Below are 18,995 nucleotides of genomic sequence, written 5' to 3' on the forward strand. Positions count from 1 at the left end.
TCACACCAAGTCCGCCACTTGGTGCGCGTTAATTTCCAGCCGAACAGTATCGGTGCGCACCACGGCCTCGGTCACTTCAATGGGGGCTCCGCGCTCATCAACATTCTGCCCCCAAAGATTCAGCACAGATTGGGTGGGCGGAATTTCAAGCGCCATGGCTTCCGGCGCGGTGGGCTGGCGCACCTCGACCAATGTTGATGATCGGAAATAGTCCGTTACACCGCTATTACGAAACGCCGTGGGAACCGACGGTTGCGATTTCGCCGCCTCATGCAAAATATCCGGGAACCGGTGGGAATTGAAGAAATGGCGCCCAAGAGCCGTTGGCACACCATCAACGTGATGCATGAATTCCGCAAACGCGCCGCGAGACCCCGGTGCCAGCTGAAGCTGTGCCGCAACCCGCGCAGGAAACCGTTCGCGCTCACTGATCCGCACAACGCTCACTTTCACATCGCGGCCTTGCTCTCTGACGCAGGTGGCAAAACGTGTCTTGCGATCGATGCGATATAAAATCGGTTGTCCCACCACGACCGCTTCGCGCCCCTGCCACGACGAAATCGCGCCTTCGTCCTCAAGGTTCTTGAGCGCGCGCCGCACCGCATGGCGCGAAGACATATACCGTTGGCACAGCTCTCTCTGAGACGGCAGTTTACTCCCATTTGGGAATGTCGCTGCGCGCAGATCAGCAACCAACGCCTGATAGACATCTTTCCAATTTTGTTCACGCGACATCGGCTCAACCCTCCAAATAAAGAGTACAGCCACTGTGTAACAGCTTCCCGAAAACACGGCTTTTCGCTCATCCGCGAAAGTAATGAAAATCGGAAGACCGAGAAATTAAATCAGCACACCTTGGAGAGAGCCTCAACAACAGTTAACACGCTGGCAGTGTTTCAATGGCCGAGCTCGCCCTTCATTGTCGCTTATAGCCCTTTTCTTGACGCTATTTGCCAACAGTGCATGGGGTGCAGACTGAAACATAGGAAGATAACTCAACAGGGAATGGGAAAACTAGGATGCTAAAGCCACCTTTCAAAGATGTGGACGTCGAACGCGCCCAATCAGGCTTCTACGAGGGCCACAGCGTGATCATTGCCCTCCTCAGCAAAACCATCATGGTTGCACTGGTTCTATGGGCTCTGATCTGGCCCGCAAATGCAAACGGTGTCTTGGGGAGCTTGAACTGGCGTCTTCTTGAAGACTTCAATGCATTCTACATTATCATCGTTGGCGCGTTTGTCTTTTTCTTGCTGGCACTCGCTCTGATCCCCGCGACCGGCCGCAAAGTTATGGGACAACCAGGGGAGAAAAAAGAGTTCTCGAACTTCTCATGGTTCTCGATGATGTTTGGTGCAGGCCTTGGCGTCGGACTGATGGTCTTTGCGACCGCAGAACCTTTGGGGCTTTGGGGATCGAACCCGGTTGTTCTCTCCGGTGCGGTTGAGGCCAATTCGCCAGAAGCACTGAGCTCGGCCTATATCTGGACCTTTGCACATTATGGCATTCACGCATGGGCAATCTATGTCGTGACCGGCTTGTCGCTGGCCTATTATGCTTATACTCGCGGTATGCCACTGACCATTCGCTCGGCGCTGACCCCACTGTTTGGTTCGCTGATGAATGGCTTTCTGGGCCACATCGTAGATGTGCTCGGCGTGGTCGCAACCATTCTGGGCGTGTCGGTAACCATCGGCTTTGGTGTGTCTCAGCTGGTTGACGGGCTTTATGCCGTGACCGGTATCGAATGGATCATGGATCTGAGCGGCGATGCACCTGTACCCAACACAGTTGGTTTGATCACAGGCCTGATGATGATCATGGCGCTGTCGATCATTTCTGCGGTTTCCGGCGTTGGCCGCGGTGTCAAATACCTCTCCAATATCAACCTTGTTCTTTCGGTCATTCTTCTGAGTGTCTTCATCATCTTTGGCTCTTTCCTGTTCGCAGCAACCACCTATGCCAGCGCGCTGGTGGACTATCTGATGCACTTCGTGAGCCTCAGCTTTAATGCCTATGGCCCACAATCCGCAGATGCTTTTGCGCAGGCCTTGCCGCAAGAGGCCGCACCATTTGCCGACGCGCTTAAAGGTGGTGCAACCAATGCCTGGGGCTCGTTTGATGGTTTTAAATCTGGCTTGACCGGTGAAGCCGCACAGCTGGATGACGCTGTGCTTCAAGCGGCCTATGCCGCAGGTGAACCCGCACGCCAGTTTGGCTGGCAAGCAGGTTGGACCACATTCTACTGGGCCTGGTGGATTGCGTTCTCTCCCTTTGTTGGTCTGTTCCTGGCGCGTATTTCCCGCGGACGTACAGTACGTGAGTTCATCCTGGGCTGTGTTATTGCGCCCACGTTGGTGTGTTTTGCCTGGATGACTATTCTGGGTGGGACAGCCATCGACCTTGAGCTGACAGGCAATGCAGATGGTGCCATCATCGGTGCGTCAAACACGGCAAAACTGTTCGTCACTCTGAGCCAAATGCTCAGCGGCCCATTCTTTAGCATTATCGCCGTAATGTGTGTTGTGCTGACATTGACCTTCCTCGTCACATCCGCTGACTCTGGCATTTTGGTTATGAACACCATCATGTCGGGTGGTGATCAGGACGTTGGCAACAAGCACAAGATCGTTTGGGGCCTGGTTCTGACGGCAGTCATCGGTACTCTGCTCTTTGCTGGGAAAACCAACGGTGGTGCAGACCCAATGGAAGCGTTGAAGAGCGCGATGATCATCGGGGCGCTGCCATTCACCATGGTAATGGGATTGATGTGCGTCTCTCTGGCAAAAGCAATCATCCGCGACAGCATGCGTGAAAAATACCTGCAGGAAAAAACCACCTAACGGATCATAAAACGGCATCCAGCGCCTTTGCGCTGGATGCGACCTTTCAACAAAACGATCAGCCTGTTCAAAATTTAGATTGTCGGTTTGCTGAAACCGTATAAACTCACCCGACAGGTCGAATGGCAGCCCTGCAAGGGATGGTTTTAGCACCACGCCCAGGGCCTAAGGTATTACACCTTTTCCAGTGGGCGCGATCGCCCCTTCGTCGACACAAAGTAGCAGAATCACAAGTAGTATCAGGTTCTAAACGTCCCCCCGGCGCTTCATCGCACCGAGGGCTATCTTGATCCACGCGCACTGCATTCAGGCAGAATGCGCAGAAATTGGGATCAGTATACGTCGCGCTGGTATCGGTGTGTTGCCACCAGCATGTCCATATAGGCATCTGCCTCTTCTTTGCTCTTACCACCGTTGAGCTGAAGGATGTCTCGCAGCGCTTTGTCGACATCAGCGGCCATTCGGCTGGCATCACCACAGATATAGATCGCAGCTCCATCTTCGAGCCATTGGAAGATCTCCTGCCCATCTTGTTTCAAAAGCGTCTGAACATAGACCTTGTCTGCGCCATCTCGCGACCAGGCGAGGCTTGCTTTGTTCAAAAGACCCGACTGTTGCCACGTTTCAATTTGTTCGCGGTAGAGATAATCACAAGCTTCGTGTTGGTCGCCAAAAAACAGCCAGTTTTTGCCAGGTGCCTCGCGCATTTCCCGCTCTTCGAGAAAGGCGCGAAACGGCGCGATACCTGTGCCCGGCCCAATCATGATCAACGGTGCAGCATCATCGGCAGGAATATGGAAATGAGCTGATTTTTGAACATAAACACCAACCATCCCGCCGTCGCCCAGCCGCTCCCCCAGATAGGTCGACGCGACCCCTTTTCGCGCAGTTTCATTTAGATTGTAGCGCACCTCACCAACGGTCAAATGCACTTCTCCGGGGTGTTTTTTCGGGCTGGAGGATATCGAGTAGAGCCGCGGCTGCAATGGACGCAAGCCATCAACCAAGACCTGCGGGTTCAACTCTGCAACGTCTCCGCTGCGCAGCACATCAATGATCTGCATATCTTGGGAAACACCTTCTATCCCCCAGGCCTCCAGCGTTTTGGGAGTAACCGTTGTCAGGTCCAGTCGAGTAAGAAGAGCAGATTTCAGACGCGCAGGGCCAGATTTGAGCTCAATCGATTCTTTCCCGGAAAATCCACAGGCCGCCAAGATCGCGCTCACTTCGTTCTGACAATTGAGCGGCCAAACTCCAAGCGCATCACCAACCGCATAGTCGAGATCTTCTCCTCCTCCAGCCAGCGACAGTTCAATATGATTGACACATTTAGCAGAATCTTCACCGCTCAAACGCTCAGACGCCATCAATGTCGCCATGAAGGGATGATTTTTGTCAAAACCTGGTGCGGCACCGGCTGGCTCAGGCGCGGAACCTACTCCAGCGGCAGATTTAAATGCTTCGCTGTCAAACGCAGCTGTTTTCCATTCTGCATAGTCATCCTCAAAATCCACATCGCAAAATACCGGATCGTTCGCACGCAACGCCCCGAGCTCTGCAAGACGTGCATCAATGTCCATCGCAGCTTTGTTGAACTCCGCATAGCTTGAATCGCCCAAGCCACAGATGCTGAAATTCAATGTTTCGGGCAATGCTGGCGCATTTTCATCCATCAAGGCAGCGTAGAATTTTGCTGCGTTATCCGTGGGTTCACCTTCGCCAAATGTCGCGGTCACAATCAATAGATGGTTGATAGCTGACAGATCAGAAAGCTGCACATCATCCAATGCGGCCACGCTCGCTTCAAACCCCTGTGTCTTGGCAAATTTGCGCAGGTCTTTTGATAGCGCCTCGGCATTACCCGACTGCGATCCGTATAGAATGGTCAATGCAGTCCCAACCTCAGAGGCATCTTCTGCCGTTGCTGCGCTTGCTATGGCATGCAGCCCGCTGAGCAACCCATTCAGCCAGTGTCGCTGGGATGGATCAAACGGGGCATCTTCGGTGATAAAAGCCGCTGGCGCTCCCCCATGGCTCTGACCGATGGCCACGGCGAGGTTTTTGAGGATATTTGGATCTTGTGCGGTCATGATTTAGTCCGGTTCATCGATGTCATTGGTTAAGCAGCAAGCACCAGCTCAGCTGGCAGGAGTGCCTTTAGCGCCTCGTCTTCGAGGCTTCGGCTGAATGCAAGGAAGGTCTGATCGGGTGCCCGCTTTGAAAGATAAGTGCCCACAACGTGCTCAAGGATTGGCAAAACATCCTCGGAAGCAACGGGACCACACAAAGGGCGTGCCAACCCCTGATCTTGGTCAGATCCACCACCCAGCACGATATTATAGCCCTCGCCCCCGCCCGGTGCGGTGGTGCCAACAAGCCCGATATCCCCGATATAGTGCTGCGCACAGGAGTTCGGACAGCCGGTTAGATGGATGTTAATCGGGTGATCCAGCGTGAACTTGCTTTCGAGATGACGCACAATGCCCAGAGCGTCCTGTTTGGTGTAGGCCAGTCCAAGTTTGCACGCCCATTTGCCGGTACATGCCACAGCCCCGGCAGCAAAGGCAGTCGCACGCGTGCCCAGTCCAAGCGCGTCAAGCTCACCCTGAACCGTTGCAATCAGCTCATCGGGCACGCCAAGGATCAGAGGGTTTTGCCAAACTGTAAGACGAATATCATTGCTGCCATACATCATGGCAATTCGGCCCAAGCCACGCATCTGCTCGGGGCTCAGCCGTCCCAGTTCAAGCGCCACACCGATATAGTTCAGGCCATCCTGTTTTTGCGGCTGCACACCAATGTGACCCTGGCGATCGATTGGCGCTCGTGGTGCTTCAATACCCTTGGGCAAACTTGCAAGCACAACCTCAGTACCAAAACCATCCAGCTTCTCTTGAGCGCGGGCGCAGAACCAATCCGCTCCTTTAGAGTCGAGCAGGTATTTCAGTCGCGCCTTGCCGCGATTGGTCCGATTGCCGTGATCCACAAAGACCCTCATCATGGCTTCGGCAACGTCGACGGCCTGATCAGGACGGCAGGCCAGACCGGTGTCTTTGGCAAAATCCTTGTGGCCGGTGATACCGCCCAACGCGATGCGGAACCATACGCCCGGTTCAATGCCTTGATCGTTTTGCGGCACATCCACCGCCTGAAACGCGATGTCATTGGTATCTGATACGCAGGAAATCACGCCACCACCGTCAAAGGAAATATTGAACTTCCGAGGGATCGCCTGCAGCTCTTTGGTGCGCAGAATACGCAGCGACAAACGGCTGGCCATCGGACGGGTGTCGAGCAATTCTTGCGGATCCACGCCCGCAGTAGGTGAGCAGGTAAGATTGCGCGCGGAATCTGCACCCGTACCCTGTGCCGTCAGCCCAACTTCCTGAAGCTTTTCAACGATGGGGATTATGTTGCCCGGCATGATCTCACGCAGTTGCAAGCTGCCGCGGGTCGTAACATGGGCATATCCACCCGCGTGGTCTTCAGAAATAGCCCCAAAGACCGACATCTGATCACCGCGCATGATATTGCCGGGACAGCGCAGTCGCATCATGTATCCAGCGCTCGCTGGTTCCACATTGAAAAACCCCAGATGGCGCAACAGAAACTGGTCCAAGCCTGCCGCCAAATGCCCTTCTGCTTCCCATTGTTCAACCTGGCGCCACATATCCACGGGGTGCAAATTATGCTTTGCCACTTCCTCTTTGCAGAGATCTTCCAGCGGTACGCCATATACAGTTTCGGGCTCGGAGGCCGCGCCATTTGCGCCGCCGGTGAATGCCCGATGCAAGTTGAGCTTGGTCAAAACGCCGATCAGATACTCTTGCTGTTCAGCGGTAAACCCTGCGTCTGTATGTGACATGTGCGTACATCCTGTGTATTTTGGCTTGCCCCATCGCGAAAAGGCTCGCTCAGACATGTGTCCCGTGCGTCTGCACGGATAATGGGGAGATAAAGTGCGAAACGGCTGATGCCCAAAGACAGTCATCACCGAACGTTTTCTGAACTACATTGCCCAGATTGTGCCTTGGACAATGTCCAAGCCCGACGCCATTGCCGGACCATTGCACAGATAAGCGGATAGCTTTTGCAGTCATTAATGCGTCGGCTATCTCAGCAAGCAAGGGCTGGGCGGCATTTGCGCCAATGAACAGCGCCAATCTCTATCAAGAGTCAAAAAACTAGGCATTCGCCGCTTTTTTTGTCGCTTCCTGTACCGTCACAGCATGTGGGCGCGGCGTGCCGGGTCATCATGACCGCGAGCCATAGATTGACCACGCCTGCGCATCCGCCGCGCATTAGGCGGTTTGTTTTTGTGCAGGTGCAGAAAACTCCGCTGCGTTTTTAGGCAAAGCATCCGAGGCTCGCACTGATTTCGTTTAAAAGTTGACTCAGCGCGCCCCTCCGGCTGCGTTTGAGTAGCACGCAGCGATGAAGCTGCCTGCGTCACACCACCTTTTTGCCGCGCTCTGCATGACCGTCAGCAAAAAGGCGCAGCAACGGTGCTGCACAGCATGAGAACACATCCACAGCAGTGTGAAAACCTAGGTTGGAATTCACAAAGACCGTGAAAAAACACCTTGTTTTTGATCGACTTGCCTTGGCTTGCCCCTTCTCTCCGTTGCCGCTGCGCCGTCACTTTGTGTTCGGTGCGCACCTGAAAACCTCTTCCCTCCAGAGTCTTCAAAGGAACCGAAATGTCATATGTAACCCCACCAGAGTTCTCAGCTCAGATGGTCGACGCGGGCGCTAAAAAAGCCTTGATGTCGACCAAAGATACGCTCATCCGCGCCTATATGGCCGGGGCTATTCTGGCGCTTGCCGCCGCATTTGCTGTGACCGTCGCCGTCAACACCGGCCATTTCATCATTGGTGCGCTGCTGTTCCCGGTTGGTTTTTGCACCCTGTATCTGTTGGGGTACGACCTTCTCACCGGGGTGTTCACTCTTGTCCCATTGGCATTGATCGACAAACGCCCCGGCGTCGATATGAAAGCGCTGTGGCGCAATTGGGGGCTCGTGTTCCTCGGCAATTTTGCTGGCGCAATGACCACAGCTATTTTCATGTCCACGATTCTCACCATGGGCTTCACGCTTGAACCCAATGCGGTGGGGCAAAAGCTCATGGATATTGGGCACGCAAGAACAGTTGGCTACGCCGAAGCAGGCGGCGGTGGCATGCTGACGCTTTTTGTACGTGCTGTCATGTGTAACTGGATGGTTTCCACCGGTGTCGTTGCCGCAATGATGTCGACCTCGACATCTGGTAAGATCATGGCGATGTGGATGCCGATTCTGATCTTCTTCTACATGGGTTTTGAACATTCGATCGTGAATATGTTCCTGTTCCCAATCGGCCTGCTTCTTGGTGCGGATTTCACCTGGGGTGACTACCTGCTGTACAATGAGATCCCAACCGTTCTGGGCAACCTCGTGGGTGGTCTGACCTTTGTGGGCGCAATGCTCTACACAACCTACTACAAAACCTCGCCATCGCGTTCTGTGAAATCAGACGGTGTTGGCGTACCGGGCGAATAAGCCAATCGGGGCCAGCCAAAAAGTTGGCCCCATCCCCCCTCTGTCCTGGCAAAGAGTTTCCCCGTGAACGTTCAACGCTCCTCTCATCAAGGTCTCAGGGTTTCGATCGCTCAATGCTCTCACACTGGGATCAAGGCCGAAAACCAAGACTTTCACGGTGCGCTGATCCCTGAGGGTAAGGCCCTTACACTGAAAGGGATTACCCTGGCCGTGGCCGATGGTATTTCCAGCAGCCCCGTTAGCCGCGAAGCTGCAGAGCTTTCGGTGCGTGCAATGCTGGAAGACTATTACCACACGTCTGATGCATGGGCGGTTCGCGCTGCAGCCTCGCGGGTAATCTCAGCCATAAATGCCTGGCTCTATGCCGCCAACCGGCGCGCGTTGCTTGACACCGCCGATCATGGGCGCATTTGCACGCTTTCAGCGCTTATCTTGAAGGGAGGCTTTGCCCATATCCTGCACGTGGGTGACAGCCGCATTTGGCGCGTCTCAGGAGAAACACTGGAGCCCCTGACGCAAGATCATGTGGCGCGCTCTTCAATCGGTGAGACCGTCTTAAAGCGCGCACTTGGGCTCTATGATCAAATTGAGCCCGACTATCAAAAATTGAACCTCACACGAGGCGATATTTTTCTGTTAACGAGCGACGGTGTTCACGACTTCTGGAATATTCAACAGGCCGTCGCAACGATCAAAGCGGCACCCGATCTTCAAGCCGCAGCGGATCATATCGTCGCTGATGCGCTAAACGCTGGCAGTACAGACAATCTAACACTGCAAATCGTCAGAATTGAGCAGCTCCCTGAAACTTTGGGCCCTGTTGCACTTGGGCTCAACAGTGATCTGCCCATTCTGCAACATCAAAGCGAAGGCGCGATGGTGGATGGGTTTCGTATTATCCGTCTGATCCATTCCAACAACCGCAGCCATATCTATCTGGCTGAAGGCGCAAACGGACAGCGTGTAGCTCTTAAATTTCCAGCGACCGAAACCCAAAAAGATCCTGTCTACATGCGCCGTTTTATAATGGAGGAATGGATCGCGAGGCGGCTCAACTCCCCCCATGTGATAAAAGCTGCCGAAACACCAGAAACGCGTTCCAGCCTTTATGTGGTCTCCGAATTTATCGATGGACAGACACTGCGACAATGGATGGCAGACAATCCGAACCCGCCAATCAACCTGGTGCGCGACATCGCCCAACAGATGATCAAAGGGCTACGTGCTTTTCACCGAAAAGACATGCTTCATCAGGACTTTCGCCCTGAAAACATCATGATCACGACTGATGGCACTGTAAAAATCATCGACCTCGGCTCAACCCGGATCGCAGGCGTACAGGAGGCAGGCCCTTCAGAGTTGGAACAGATGCTTGGCACGCTGCAATACTCCGCACCGGAGTATATTGTTGGCGACATTCCCACCGCGGCATCTGATCAGTTTTCGCTAGGCCTTGTGATCTACGAAATGCTCACGGGTCGCCTGCCCTATCGCGCGGATGCGGCTCGGGTTGAAACGAGGCGCGATGTAGCCCGGTTGAGCTACCGCGACGCGCGCGATGGCTCCAACACCATTCCCTATTGGATCGACCACGCCCTGAAACGGGCCACGCACCCGGATCCAGCCAAACGTTTCGGCGCCTTCTCTGAATTTGAAGAGGCCTTGCGCGCGCCCCCGCAACACCTGAGCGCTCAGGGGCCAACTCCGTTGATCAAGCGCGATCCACTGCGTTTCTGGCAAGCGCTATCTGCCATTTTAGCACTGATCCTGATTGCTGTGCTCGCCAATTGATCCCCCCTCCATCAAAAGGAACCAACACATGACCACTGAGATGACCAAAGAAGACGTCACCGCGATGATCTTATCTGCCAAAAAACAGGCCGGGCTGACATGGGAGGGCATTGCACAAAGCATTGATATGTCACCGGTTTGGACACATTCCGCCGCAATGGGCATGAACGCAATGCCAGCAGACAAAGCCCAGGCACTGGTTCAGGCGCTTGCCCTCCCACAAGAGGCGGCCGCAGTTCTGGAGGAAAGTCCGACAAAAATCTGGGAACAATCCGTGCCCACAGACCCCTGCATTTATCGGTTCTATGAAATCGTTGGCGTTTATGGCCCAACCCTCAAAGCCCTGATCCAGGAGAAATTTGGCGATGGAATTATGTCTGCAATCGATTTCGATATGCAGGTCACCCGCGTTGAACACCCCAAAGGGGACCGTGTGAAGGTGGAAATGTCCGGGAAATATCTCTCTTACAACGCTTGGTAACCGGACCTTGGGTCATTTTACGTCGCTTGGCGGGGCAATCAGATCCTCCCGCCAAACGCATCACTGACCCAGCTTAGGTAGTGTTTCGGATCGCGGTCCCGCAGGTCGAACTGCGCTCAATAAAGCCTTTAGAAAACATGAGAGCGCCCTAAGGGCGCTCTCGATCTCTTCGTCAAACTTCGACTTCGACATTGCCGATCGGGTTTGAGCAACAGGCAAGAATATAGCCCGCTTCGATATCATCTTCGGTGATGCCGCCGTTGTGCACCATATGCACCTCACCCTTGGTCTTTTTGACCTTACAGGTGCCGCAGACACCAAAGGTACAGCCGGACGGAATATTGAGACCAGAACTGCGCGCTGCAGCCAGGATCGTCTCTGTCTCCGCGACCTTTACCGTGACACCTGATGAGGCAAATACAACTTCGGCCTTTGCATCATCATCAGGCACAACGTCATCAAGTGGCGGCTGCTCTGATTCTTTTTCAACAGGCGCACCAAAGCTCTCCTGATTATACTGCTCCATATCAAAGCCGAGACCTGCAAGCGCCTCTCGCACCGCTTGCATAAACGGTTCAGGACCACAGCAATACACTTCGCGATCCAGGTAATCAGGCGCCATCAGGCCAAGCATCAACTGGTTAAATTGACCCTGATAACCTGTCCAAGGGCGGTAGAGATCTGGTTGTTCAACAACAAATTTCAGATCCAGACCTGGCGTTCGGCTCGCCATATGTTCAAGCCGCTGGCGGAAGATGATCTCAGAAGGGCGTTTGGCACAATTGATAAATACAATATCAAGGTCGCGCCCTTCATCCCACATACATGTGGTCATCGACATCATCGGCGTGATGCCAGAACCCGCTGAGATGAAAAGGTATTTCTTCGCTGAGCTGCCCGCATTGGTAAAAAGCCCGGCAGGCCCGATCGCTTTCATGCGCATACCAGGCTGCAGATTGTCCAGCATCCAGCGCGTGCCGATACTATCCGCCTGCGCTTTGGCGGTGATGGTGATGGACCTTGGCCGCGACGGAGACGAAGAGATTGTATAGGTACGATGTACCACCCCACCGGGTTGACCGGGCGCGGGGATCTCGAGCGTCAGAAACTGGCCGGGCTCATAGGAGAAAAGCGCACCAGAAAGTGCGCGAAAGCTGAAGCTTGCAGTGTCCGGCACCTCTGGTACGACAGAAACGCATTCAAGCATTTCACTGTCTTTCCAAATCGCGGAGGAAACGTTTGAATCAAGTGCGCTCATATTCTTATTCCGCTGCCAAAGGTTGGGGTTCCTGGCGATCTGCAATGGTCTCGCAGTACCAGTCTACGAATTGCAAAACGCCACTTTCCTGGATCGGCGAATAAGGTCCAGGAACATAGCTGGGGCTATTGATGCCCATCTGGTTATCCTCGACCACCTCGCGGTCTTCGTCATTGGTGGCGACCCAGACTTCGGTGAGACGCTTCAGATCATAGTCAACGCCCTCAACTGCATCCTTGTGGACCAGCCATTTTGTGGTCACTTCGGTTTCTGTTGGGCTGATCGGGGTCACACGGAACACGATCGAATGATCGGTCATGAAATGGTTCCACGTTGTTGGGTAATGGAATTGGAGCAATGCACCCGCATCAGCAAAGGGCACACGCCCAAGCCAGCGACGCACAGCTGCCTTGCCATCCATTGTATAGCTCTCGGCTCCTTCCTTCAGCGGCATACGTGCAACACGGTACTGGCCGTCTTCGCTGAGGTGGAAATTCGCCGGCAAACCCGCGGCCTCGCAGCGGTCAAAATGTGCTTGAAGGTGATCCGGCGTCTCGCCGCCTTCACCAACGCCTGTGACGCTGGGGTCATCCGGATATGTTCGGCACAAAGACGGGTGATTGCCGCCACAGTGATAGCATTCGCGGTTGTTTTCCCAAACAAGCTTCCAATTGCCGTTTTCGACAATCGTACTCTCATAGGCCACCTTCGCATTGCTGAGATCATGAGGCTCCAGATAGGGCCCGACGCGATTGGCATAAGCGTCAAAATCCGGCGCGTCATCGGCCAAGCAAATGTAGATCAAACCCGCGATTTCACGGCAATGTACGGTCTTTAGCCCATGATCTTTTGGGTTAAAGTCTGGCCCCATATCCCGCGCCCACATGAGGGATCCATCCAGCTCATAGGTCCATTGGTGGTAAGGGCAAACCAGTTTGGGCACATGGCCTTTTGCCGCTTTGCACAAAATGGATCCACGGTGTCTGCATGTGTTGTGGAACGCGCGAATTTGGCCATCTGCACCGCGGATAATAATCACGCGATACTCACCGACCTTATGCGAAACATAGCTACCGGCTTTCTCAAGCTCACAGGCAGCAGCCGCAAACAACCATTCACGGTAGAAAATTGATTCAAGATCTGCCTGAAACACCTCCGGATCTGTATAAAAGGCCTGTTCCAACGCATGGCCACGTGTTCTGCGTGCCAACAAAGTGTTTATCTTGCTCACCATCTAGCTCTCCTACCGGATCCGGCGATCTTGGCTGGTGCGACTGGCAAGAGGGAGCTGTTCGGAAACGTGGAAGGCACGTCTCCGCCAATCAGGCCCCCACGGCCACCCGCGGTTTGACATAGTTGCAAGGCTGGTTTCCGGACTTGGAAGAGGTTTTCACCTTTGACGCTGCACCTTCCCGGAACCTTCCTTCCAGTGGCCCTGAGCCGCGTCGCATCTTCGTCACCGTTGCGGGGGCAGTGCCGGTTTCACACCGGCTTCCCAATTCTCCACCACTCACAAAGCGAGCAGTAGCACCTTACAGGGAGATGATAAGAAAGCCATGCGCTGCCGCTAGAATGCAAGCGACATCACATGATCAGAAAACGCACCAAACCCAGGAAACCTTTCACGCCGACATTCTAGCGGCACACACTCCAGTCCTGTAGCCGGAACAGCTGGGTCTGCAGCATGTGCTGGCGATATTTGCGAACAACGTCACGGTGCTGTTCACCATGACAGGCGTTTTTAAGCTCTTTCGGCCCCGGGTGAATATTTCCTGCTGATCCAGATCTGCACGCTGACGGTCGGGGCTGCGACCGTGATCCAGACGGTGGGCGTTGGCCCAATTGACGCGTGATTGCTCGTGTTTCAGGGCAGCCGTTTGGGCTTCATCCCGGTTCTGGTCTTTATCGGCGATACCATCGGCACGGTCGCAATGTTCGAAATTGCACTGATCTGCGGATTGTTCCAGGTGTTGCTGGAGGCTATCATATACAAGATCAAACGTTTCTTTCCGCCTTGGTGGCGGACCTGCTCGTCCTGACCGTCGGGCTGTTGCCGGTCAGGCTACGCTGCCTAGGTGAGCACGTCGCGCCGTCGGTATTGGCTGAGGTCAGTTCAGATGAGGCTGCTCAAATTCAGCTCACCAATCCGACAGGGGCAAGCACTACATTTGGTTGATGATTTCTTCCTTAAAGGAAGTGGTGCCCGGGGGCGGAATCGAACCACCGACACGAGGATTTTCAATCCACTGCTCTACCCCTGAGCTACCCGGGCACGGGTTCGGCTTATCGCCTTGGGTGGAGGCGTTCTATGCTGTCCGCTGGGTGGTGTCCAGAGGCTTTTTGCGGGTTTTTTCAATTTTGTTTGTCAAAACTCTTCTCCACCTCAAACCCGTCGAATTCATCCCCATCAGGAGCCTCTGCGGCCGGTACCGCATACGCTCCTGTCATCCAGCGACCCAGGTCGATATCTGCGCATCGCTTTGAACAGAAAGGGCGAAATGCTGGCTGGGTATTTTCACTGCAGATTGGGCAGCTCATCTTGAAACATCCATCAGTGCAACACGGCCGCGTTTGCGTTGCAGTTCGAAATGGCCAAGATTGGTCCAGCCCAGCATGATGGTTTCTTCGCTGTCAGATCTCAACGCAGCCCGCAGACTGCTTTCAAACATGCGGCGGTCTTTCTTGGGCATCGGAGCCAGATCAAGCACGATCTGCCCGCCAAGTCCGCGCACACGCAGGATTCGCGGCAATGCTTTGGCGCAAGCGATGTTTGCTTTGACGCCCGCAGCCAGCGAAGTGTCCTGCCCCGTGTTCACATCCACGGCCACAAAGGCGCGAGTTGGCTCCACAAACAGGAAAGCACCACCAGTCAAAGGTTCTTTGATTGTGCGCGCGATATCCAATGCATCCAGCACGCCGTGACGTTCAAACCCATCCGCATCCTGTTCGATACTGGCGGGTTCAGCCCAATCGCGCCAAGCCAACAGGTGAGGCGCGTCCCCTTCTGAGAGCACCTCGGGGCTGTCTCCGCTGTCATCCATAACTTGCTGCGCGAGATCGCACATCGCAGCGATATCTTCGGCGATGTCATCAGGCTCCGCTCCCGCACAAACGGAACGCAATATCAGCCCGTAAGGCAGATCCCCCATCGTTTCATGGGCGACTTCAAGCAGGCGATCGCGTTCGTCATCATCGCGAATGCTGCGAGAGATATTCAGGCCCGGCGCATCGGGTGTGACAATGGCATAGCGGCTTTTAAACAGCAGCTTCTGCGTGACTGGAATTGCTTTTCCGGGTTCGGCGTAACCTGTGACCTGCACAAGCAGCATCTGCCCAGGCGACAGACCCTTAACCTGGCGCAAAAACGCCGGTCCATCCGGAGTGGTCAGGAACATGCCGCCCTGACCTTTGACCGGACGATCAGCACGGGCGCGGTAGATTGTGCCCGGTGCAGGGGCCTCTCCCTCAACCAAGAAGTCTTCGAGGACCCCATCAACCATAAGAGCCGCAGCCTCGCGGTCACCCAGATGGTCCAGAATAATCATACGCCCCTTCATTGTGCGGCCTCCTGCTGAAAGATTGGCACGCCAGCTGCGCGCAACAAATTGGCGGTCTCTGCCAGGGGGAGACCAACGATTCCGGTAAACGAGCCGCTAATCCATGGAATGAACGCGCTCGCAGGCCCCTGAATTGCATAGGCGCCCGCTTTGCCATCCCAGTCATTGCTCGCGAGATAGACGTTCAGTTCTTCGTCGGACAAGCGCTTCATCTTTACTTGGCTGACCACATCACAGTCCCAGATCTGATCGCCCTTACGTACAGCAACCGCAGTGATCACCCGATGCCGCCGCCCCGATAGCGCCAGAAGAAATTCAGCCGCCTCGCCCGCATCACGGGGTTTTCCCAGAATGCGACGGCCAAGCGCAACGGTGGTATCGGCACACAGCACAACATCTTCCGCACGTGCCTCAACCGCTTCCACTTTGGCGCGGGTCACGCGGCGGCAATAAGGGCGTGGCTGTTCATTCTTGAGCGGGCTTTCATCCACATCTGGCGGGCGCACCGAAGAAGGCTCAACCCCCAACTGGCGCAACAGTTCCAGCCGACGCGGGCTGCCCGATCCAAGAATGAACGCCATATCGTTCCCTTCGCAACTCTATTTGAAACGGTGATACGCGGCCCCACCAAAAAACAAAAGCCCGGCATTGGCCGGGCTCTGTGATGGGTGCGGATCGCGCTTACTTGAAGCGGTAGTTGATCCGACCTTTTGTCAGGTCATAGGGGGTCATTTCCACCTGAACCCGGTCGCCAGCCAGAACGCGGATGCGGTTTTTGCGCATTTTACCTGCCGTATGTGCGATGATCTCATGGCCGTTTTCCAGCTCGACCCGAAACGTCGCATTCGGCAGGAGTTCCTTTACGACACCGGGAAATTCGAGCGTATCTTCCTTGGCCATGGTCTCTCCTTTACACAACTTCCCACACAATTCGTGGGACGTGCGCTTAAATGAGGGCTTTTTGCCTTTTTTTCAAGGGCGCATTCAGGCTAAGCGACGACTTTGTCACATAAACCACTGCATCTCGTCGCGAATCCAAGCCCAAGCTGAGCGTTTTTTTTCGCAACTTGCGAATCGCACAAGTGCGTGGGCGTCTACGCCAGCCATGTGCAATATTTCAGGAAACGGAAAGAGGTTCGCCCCAACGCGCCTTCAGGCGTTCAATGATCTGGTCGCGTGATTGGCGATACATACTAAGTTTGGCCTCACGTGTTTCACCCATACCCGTCGGATCCATGATGGGCCAATACTCCACATCGAGGTGAAAAAAACGGGTCAATTCCAGGGCACGACGCTGACTTGCTGGAGACAGGGCAATGACAAGATCAAAAGATGACAAGTCATCACCCCATTGCTCCATTTCATCAAAGGATCGCGAGCGATGGCGACTCAGTTCCACGTCCATCTCTTGGCAAACCGCGATGGAGAAACCGTCGATCTCCATATCGTTTTTCACACCAACAGACTGCACATAGGTGCCTGCGCCGTAAAAACGCTTCATGATCCCTTCGGCCATCGGGGACCGGACCGCGTTGTGGTCACAACAAAACAGGACCGACTGCGGTAACTTATCCAAAATTAAGCTCCAAAATGCAGAACACAAATAAGCGTGAACAGGCGGCGGGCAGTATCGGTATCGATCTCAGCCTTCCCATCCAGTCGTTCCTGCAACACGCGACTGCCTTCATTGTGGATGCCCCGACGCGCCATGTCGATGGTTTCGATCTGGCTCGGCGGCAAATTTTTCACAGCGTTAAAATAGCTTTCGCAGATCTGGTAGTAATCCTTCACCACCTGCCGAAACGGCGAAAGCGACAGGTGAAACTCAGCCGCGGGTTCGCCAGCCTCGTTGTTCACATCAAACACCAGGCGCTTGTCACGAATGGCAAGCCCAAGCCGATAGGGGCCATCGACGTTTTCACGCCCTTCCCGTTCCGGCAGCACAAAGCTGTTCTCTTCGATCAGATCGAAGATCGCCACTTTGCGCTCCTGCGCGATTTCAGGTGTCGGCGCAGGCAGATTGCGGTCGTCCAGTTCAATTTGACTAATGTAGCTCATTTTGTGGACCTCATCACATGATGGACCTTAACACGGCGGTCACTGATCATTGGTAGATACATCATGCTGCAGCGCAGCACAATCCACCCTAGGTGTTAGAACGGGTGGCACGCTGTGATCAACTTATTCGTTCAACGCATCCAATCGCGCCCGTACCGACAAGCCATGCGCCTCAAGGCTTTCACTGATCGCCAGGGATTCGGCCGCAGGCCCGATGGCTTTCAGCGCCGCAGGAGTCATTTGGCTCAACGTGGTGCGCTTGAGGAAATCCATCACCGACAACCCGGAAGAGAAACGCGCGGAACGCGCGGTGGGCAACACGTGGTTTGGACCACCAACATAATCCCCAATGGCTTCGGGCGTATATTGGCCAAGGAAGATCGCACCAGCATGTACGGTTTTTTCGCTAAGCGCCACGGGATCTGCCACGCAGAGTTCCAAGTGTTCAGGCGCGATCCGATTCGACAGGGCCGCCGCTTCATCCAGATCACGCACCGTTACAACTGCACCATAATCGCGCCAGCTTTTACCTGCGATTTCACGGCGTTCCAGTGTTTCCAAACGCTTTTCGACCGCATCTGCAACCGCACGACCAAAGTCAGCATCATCGGTAATCAGGATGGATTGCGCACTTTCGTCGTGTTCAGCTTGGCTCAACAGATCCAGGGCGATCCAATCTGGGGTATTGTCTTTGTCAGCAATTACCAGAATTTCAGAAGGCCCGGCGATCATATCGATGCCAACTTTACCAAACACACGCCGTTTGGCGGCTGCAACAAAGGCGTTGCCGGGGCCGGTGATCTTATCCACCGCAGGAATGCTCTCGGTGCCATAGGCCAGGGCTGCCACGGCTTGCGCACCACCAACCCGATAGATTTCATCCACCCCCGAAAGCCTGGCAGCGAACAACACCAATGGGTTCACCTGCATATCAGGCGTAGGCACGGTGATCGCAAGCCGTTCAACTCCCGCGACCTTGGCGGGGATTGCATTCATCAAAACCGATGAGGGATAGGTGGCCAGCCCGCCAGGCACATAAAGGCCGGCAGCAGACACAGCAGACCAGCGCCAGCCCAAAGTTGCCCCTGCCGCATCGGTCCATTGATCATCTGCAGGCATCTGGCGTTCGTGATATGCGCGGATGCGTTCTGCTGCGAGCTCCAGCGCCGCGCGATCCTTGTCTGAAACCTCAGCAATCGCCGCATCGATTTCGTCCGCGCTGAACCGCAATTGATCCGCCGTTAGTGTGACCCGGTCAAAACGATTGGTCAGTTCCACAACAGCTTCATCGCCGCGCGCGCGCACATCCGCAATAATGGCTGCAACAGTTGCATCCACATCCGGGCTATCCTCACGCTTTGCACCCAACAAAGCCGTGAACTGCGTTTCGAAATCGACGTCAGATGAATTCAGAAAAACGGGCATGCTGGATCTCCTTTGATGCTGCCATACCTGTCAGCGACAAAA

17 protein-coding genes, 1 tRNA gene and 1 riboswitch are annotated in these 18,995 nt (G+C 54.6%); of the genes, 5 read left to right on the forward strand and 13 right to left on the reverse strand.

Annotated features, from left to right (window positions below):
- Complete coding sequence (locus GG681_RS15430) at window positions 1–735, reverse strand: GntR family transcriptional regulator (protein WP_153548932.1); 735 nt, start codon at window positions 733–735, stop codon at window positions 1–3.
- Between the two features lie 284 nt (window positions 736–1,019).
- Between GG681_RS15430 and GG681_RS15435 the strand changes: the two genes are divergently transcribed.
- Complete coding sequence (locus GG681_RS15435) at window positions 1,020–2,843, forward strand: BCCT family transporter (RefSeq protein WP_153548933.1); 1,824 nt, start codon at window positions 1,020–1,022, stop codon at window positions 2,841–2,843.
- A 332-nt stretch (window positions 2,844–3,175) separates the two neighbouring features.
- Here GG681_RS15435 and GG681_RS15440 read toward each other — a convergent pair whose 3' ends face one another.
- Window positions 3,176–4,933 (reverse strand): diflavin oxidoreductase, encoded by a 1,758-nt coding sequence (locus tag GG681_RS15440; RefSeq protein WP_153548934.1) that lies wholly within the window; start codon window positions 4,931–4,933, stop codon window positions 3,176–3,178.
- 29 nt (window positions 4,934–4,962) lie between these two features.
- A complete protein-coding gene (locus GG681_RS15445; RefSeq protein ID WP_194287200.1) occupies window positions 4,963–6,708 on the reverse strand; it encodes a NirA family protein in 1,746 nt (581 codons plus the stop codon).
- Between the two features lie 835 nt (window positions 6,709–7,543).
- On the opposite strand from GG681_RS15445, the gene GG681_RS15450 reads away from it, so the two are divergent.
- From GG681_RS15450 to cynS, 3 genes are all read left to right on the forward strand, one after another.
- Window positions 7,544–8,383 carry a formate/nitrite transporter family protein gene (locus tag GG681_RS15450; protein WP_153548936.1) on the forward strand — a complete coding sequence of 280 codons (840 nt, stop codon included), beginning with the start codon at window positions 7,544–7,546 and terminating at the stop codon, window positions 8,381–8,383.
- A gap of 63 nt (window positions 8,384–8,446) precedes the next feature.
- The gene (locus GG681_RS15455) at window positions 8,447–10,174 is read left to right on the forward strand and encodes a protein kinase domain-containing protein (protein ID WP_214645155.1); all 1,728 of its coding nucleotides are present in this window, start codon (window positions 8,447–8,449) and stop codon (window positions 10,172–10,174) included.
- A gap of 28 nt (window positions 10,175–10,202) precedes the next feature.
- Window positions 10,203–10,655 (forward strand): cyanase, encoded by a 453-nt coding sequence (gene cynS, locus GG681_RS15460; protein ID WP_194287201.1) that lies wholly within the window; start codon window positions 10,203–10,205, stop codon window positions 10,653–10,655.
- Window positions 10,656–10,827: 172 nt separating this feature from the next.
- Here cynS and GG681_RS15465 read toward each other — a convergent pair whose 3' ends face one another.
- Complete coding sequence (locus tag GG681_RS15465) at window positions 10,828–11,913, reverse strand: hybrid-cluster NAD(P)-dependent oxidoreductase (RefSeq protein WP_153548938.1); 1,086 nt, start codon at window positions 11,911–11,913, stop codon at window positions 10,828–10,830.
- Window positions 11,914–11,917: 4 nt separating this feature from the next.
- Window positions 11,918–13,147, reverse strand: a complete 1,230-nt coding sequence (locus GG681_RS15470) for an aromatic ring-hydroxylating oxygenase subunit alpha (protein ID WP_153548939.1) — start codon at window positions 13,145–13,147, stop codon at window positions 11,918–11,920.
- Between the two features lie 111 nt (window positions 13,148–13,258).
- Window positions 13,259–13,463: riboswitch (cobalamin riboswitch) on the reverse strand.
- 303 nt (window positions 13,464–13,766) lie between these two features.
- Between GG681_RS15470 and GG681_RS15475 the strand changes: the two genes are divergently transcribed.
- Window positions 13,767–13,952, forward strand: coding sequence for a hypothetical protein (locus tag GG681_RS15475; protein ID WP_153548940.1), 186 nt, complete (start codon window positions 13,767–13,769; stop codon window positions 13,950–13,952).
- 158 nt (window positions 13,953–14,110) lie between these two features.
- On the opposite strand, the gene GG681_RS15480 is transcribed toward GG681_RS15475, so the two are convergent.
- From GG681_RS15480 to hisD, 8 genes are all read right to left on the reverse strand, one after another.
- Window positions 14,111–14,185, reverse strand: a tRNA-Phe gene (locus GG681_RS15480).
- An 80-nt stretch (window positions 14,186–14,265) separates the two neighbouring features.
- Entirely contained in the window at window positions 14,266–14,451 is a 186-nt protein-coding gene (locus GG681_RS15485) for a DNA gyrase inhibitor YacG (RefSeq protein ID WP_153548941.1), read from the reverse strand.
- Window positions 14,448–15,470 carry a ribonuclease E/G gene (locus GG681_RS15490; RefSeq protein WP_153548942.1) on the reverse strand — a complete coding sequence of 341 codons (1,023 nt, stop codon included), beginning with the start codon at window positions 15,468–15,470 and terminating at the stop codon, window positions 14,448–14,450. Before GG681_RS15490 ends, GG681_RS15485 begins: the two co-directional genes overlap by 4 nt.
- The gene (locus GG681_RS15495; RefSeq protein ID WP_153548943.1) at window positions 15,467–16,051 is read right to left on the reverse strand and encodes a Maf family protein; all 585 of its coding nucleotides are present in this window, start codon (window positions 16,049–16,051) and stop codon (window positions 15,467–15,469) included. The genes GG681_RS15490 and GG681_RS15495 overlap by 4 nt, the downstream gene beginning before the upstream one ends.
- Before the next feature lie 100 nt (window positions 16,052–16,151).
- A complete protein-coding gene (infA, locus tag GG681_RS15500) occupies window positions 16,152–16,370 on the reverse strand; it encodes a translation initiation factor IF-1 (protein ID WP_005620785.1) in 219 nt (72 codons plus the stop codon).
- Window positions 16,371–16,587: 217 nt separating this feature from the next.
- Window positions 16,588–17,046: an arsenate-mycothiol transferase ArsC gene (locus GG681_RS15505; protein WP_153548944.1), complete on the reverse strand. Its 459-nt coding sequence runs from the start codon at window positions 17,044–17,046 to the stop codon at window positions 16,588–16,590.
- Window positions 17,047–17,048: 2 nt separating this feature from the next.
- On the reverse strand, window positions 17,049–17,528 hold the full coding sequence (locus tag GG681_RS15510) for a UPF0262 family protein (RefSeq protein WP_153548945.1): 480 nt from the start codon (window positions 17,526–17,528) through the stop codon (window positions 17,049–17,051).
- Between the two features lie 123 nt (window positions 17,529–17,651).
- A complete protein-coding gene (gene hisD, locus GG681_RS15515) occupies window positions 17,652–18,953 on the reverse strand; it encodes a histidinol dehydrogenase (protein ID WP_153548946.1) in 1,302 nt (433 codons plus the stop codon).
- Window positions 18,954–18,995: the final 42 nt, after the last annotated feature.

The organism is Tritonibacter aquimaris, assembly GCF_009617595.1.
GTDB lineage: Bacteria > Pseudomonadota > Alphaproteobacteria > Rhodobacterales > Rhodobacteraceae > Epibacterium > Epibacterium aquimaris.

What these genes read in the sequence shown, in the direction of transcription:
- GG681_RS15495 (WP_153548943.1), bottom strand. Translation starts at nt 16,051, where the DNA reads ATGGCGTTCATTCTTGGATCGGGCAGCCCGCGTCGGCTGGAACTGTTG.
- GG681_RS15510 (WP_153548945.1), bottom strand. Translation starts at nt 17,528, where the DNA reads ATGAGCTACATTAGTCAAATTGAACTGGACGACCGCAATCTGCCTGCG.
- infA (WP_005620785.1), bottom strand. Translation starts at nt 16,370, where the DNA reads ATGGCCAAGGAAGATACGCTCGAATTTCCCGGTGTCGTAAAGGAACTC.
- GG681_RS15435 (WP_153548933.1), top strand. Translation starts at nt 1,020, where the DNA reads ATGCTAAAGCCACCTTTCAAAGATGTGGACGTCGAACGCGCCCAATCA.
- GG681_RS15470 (WP_153548939.1), bottom strand. Translation starts at nt 13,147, where the DNA reads ATGGTGAGCAAGATAAACACTTTGTTGGCACGCAGAACACGTGGCCAT.
- hisD (WP_153548946.1), bottom strand. Translation starts at nt 18,953, where the DNA reads ATGCCCGTTTTTCTGAATTCATCTGACGTCGATTTCGAAACGCAGTTC.
- GG681_RS15450 (WP_153548936.1), top strand. Translation starts at nt 7,544, where the DNA reads ATGTCATATGTAACCCCACCAGAGTTCTCAGCTCAGATGGTCGACGCG.
- GG681_RS15485 (WP_153548941.1), bottom strand. Translation starts at nt 14,451, where the DNA reads ATGAGCTGCCCAATCTGCAGTGAAAATACCCAGCCAGCATTTCGCCCT.
- GG681_RS15490 (WP_153548942.1), bottom strand. Translation starts at nt 15,470, where the DNA reads ATGAAGGGGCGTATGATTATTCTGGACCATCTGGGTGACCGCGAGGCT.
- GG681_RS15440 (WP_153548934.1), bottom strand. Translation starts at nt 4,933, where the DNA reads ATGACCGCACAAGATCCAAATATCCTCAAAAACCTCGCCGTGGCCATC.
- cynS (WP_194287201.1), top strand. Translation starts at nt 10,203, where the DNA reads ATGACCACTGAGATGACCAAAGAAGACGTCACCGCGATGATCTTATCT.
- GG681_RS15445 (WP_194287200.1), bottom strand. Translation starts at nt 6,708, where the DNA reads ATGTCACATACAGACGCAGGGTTTACCGCTGAACAGCAAGAGTATCTG.
- GG681_RS15465 (WP_153548938.1), bottom strand. Translation starts at nt 11,913, where the DNA reads ATGAGCGCACTTGATTCAAACGTTTCCTCCGCGATTTGGAAAGACAGT.
- GG681_RS15430 (WP_153548932.1), bottom strand. Translation starts at nt 735, where the DNA reads ATGTCGCGTGAACAAAATTGGAAAGATGTCTATCAGGCGTTGGTTGCT.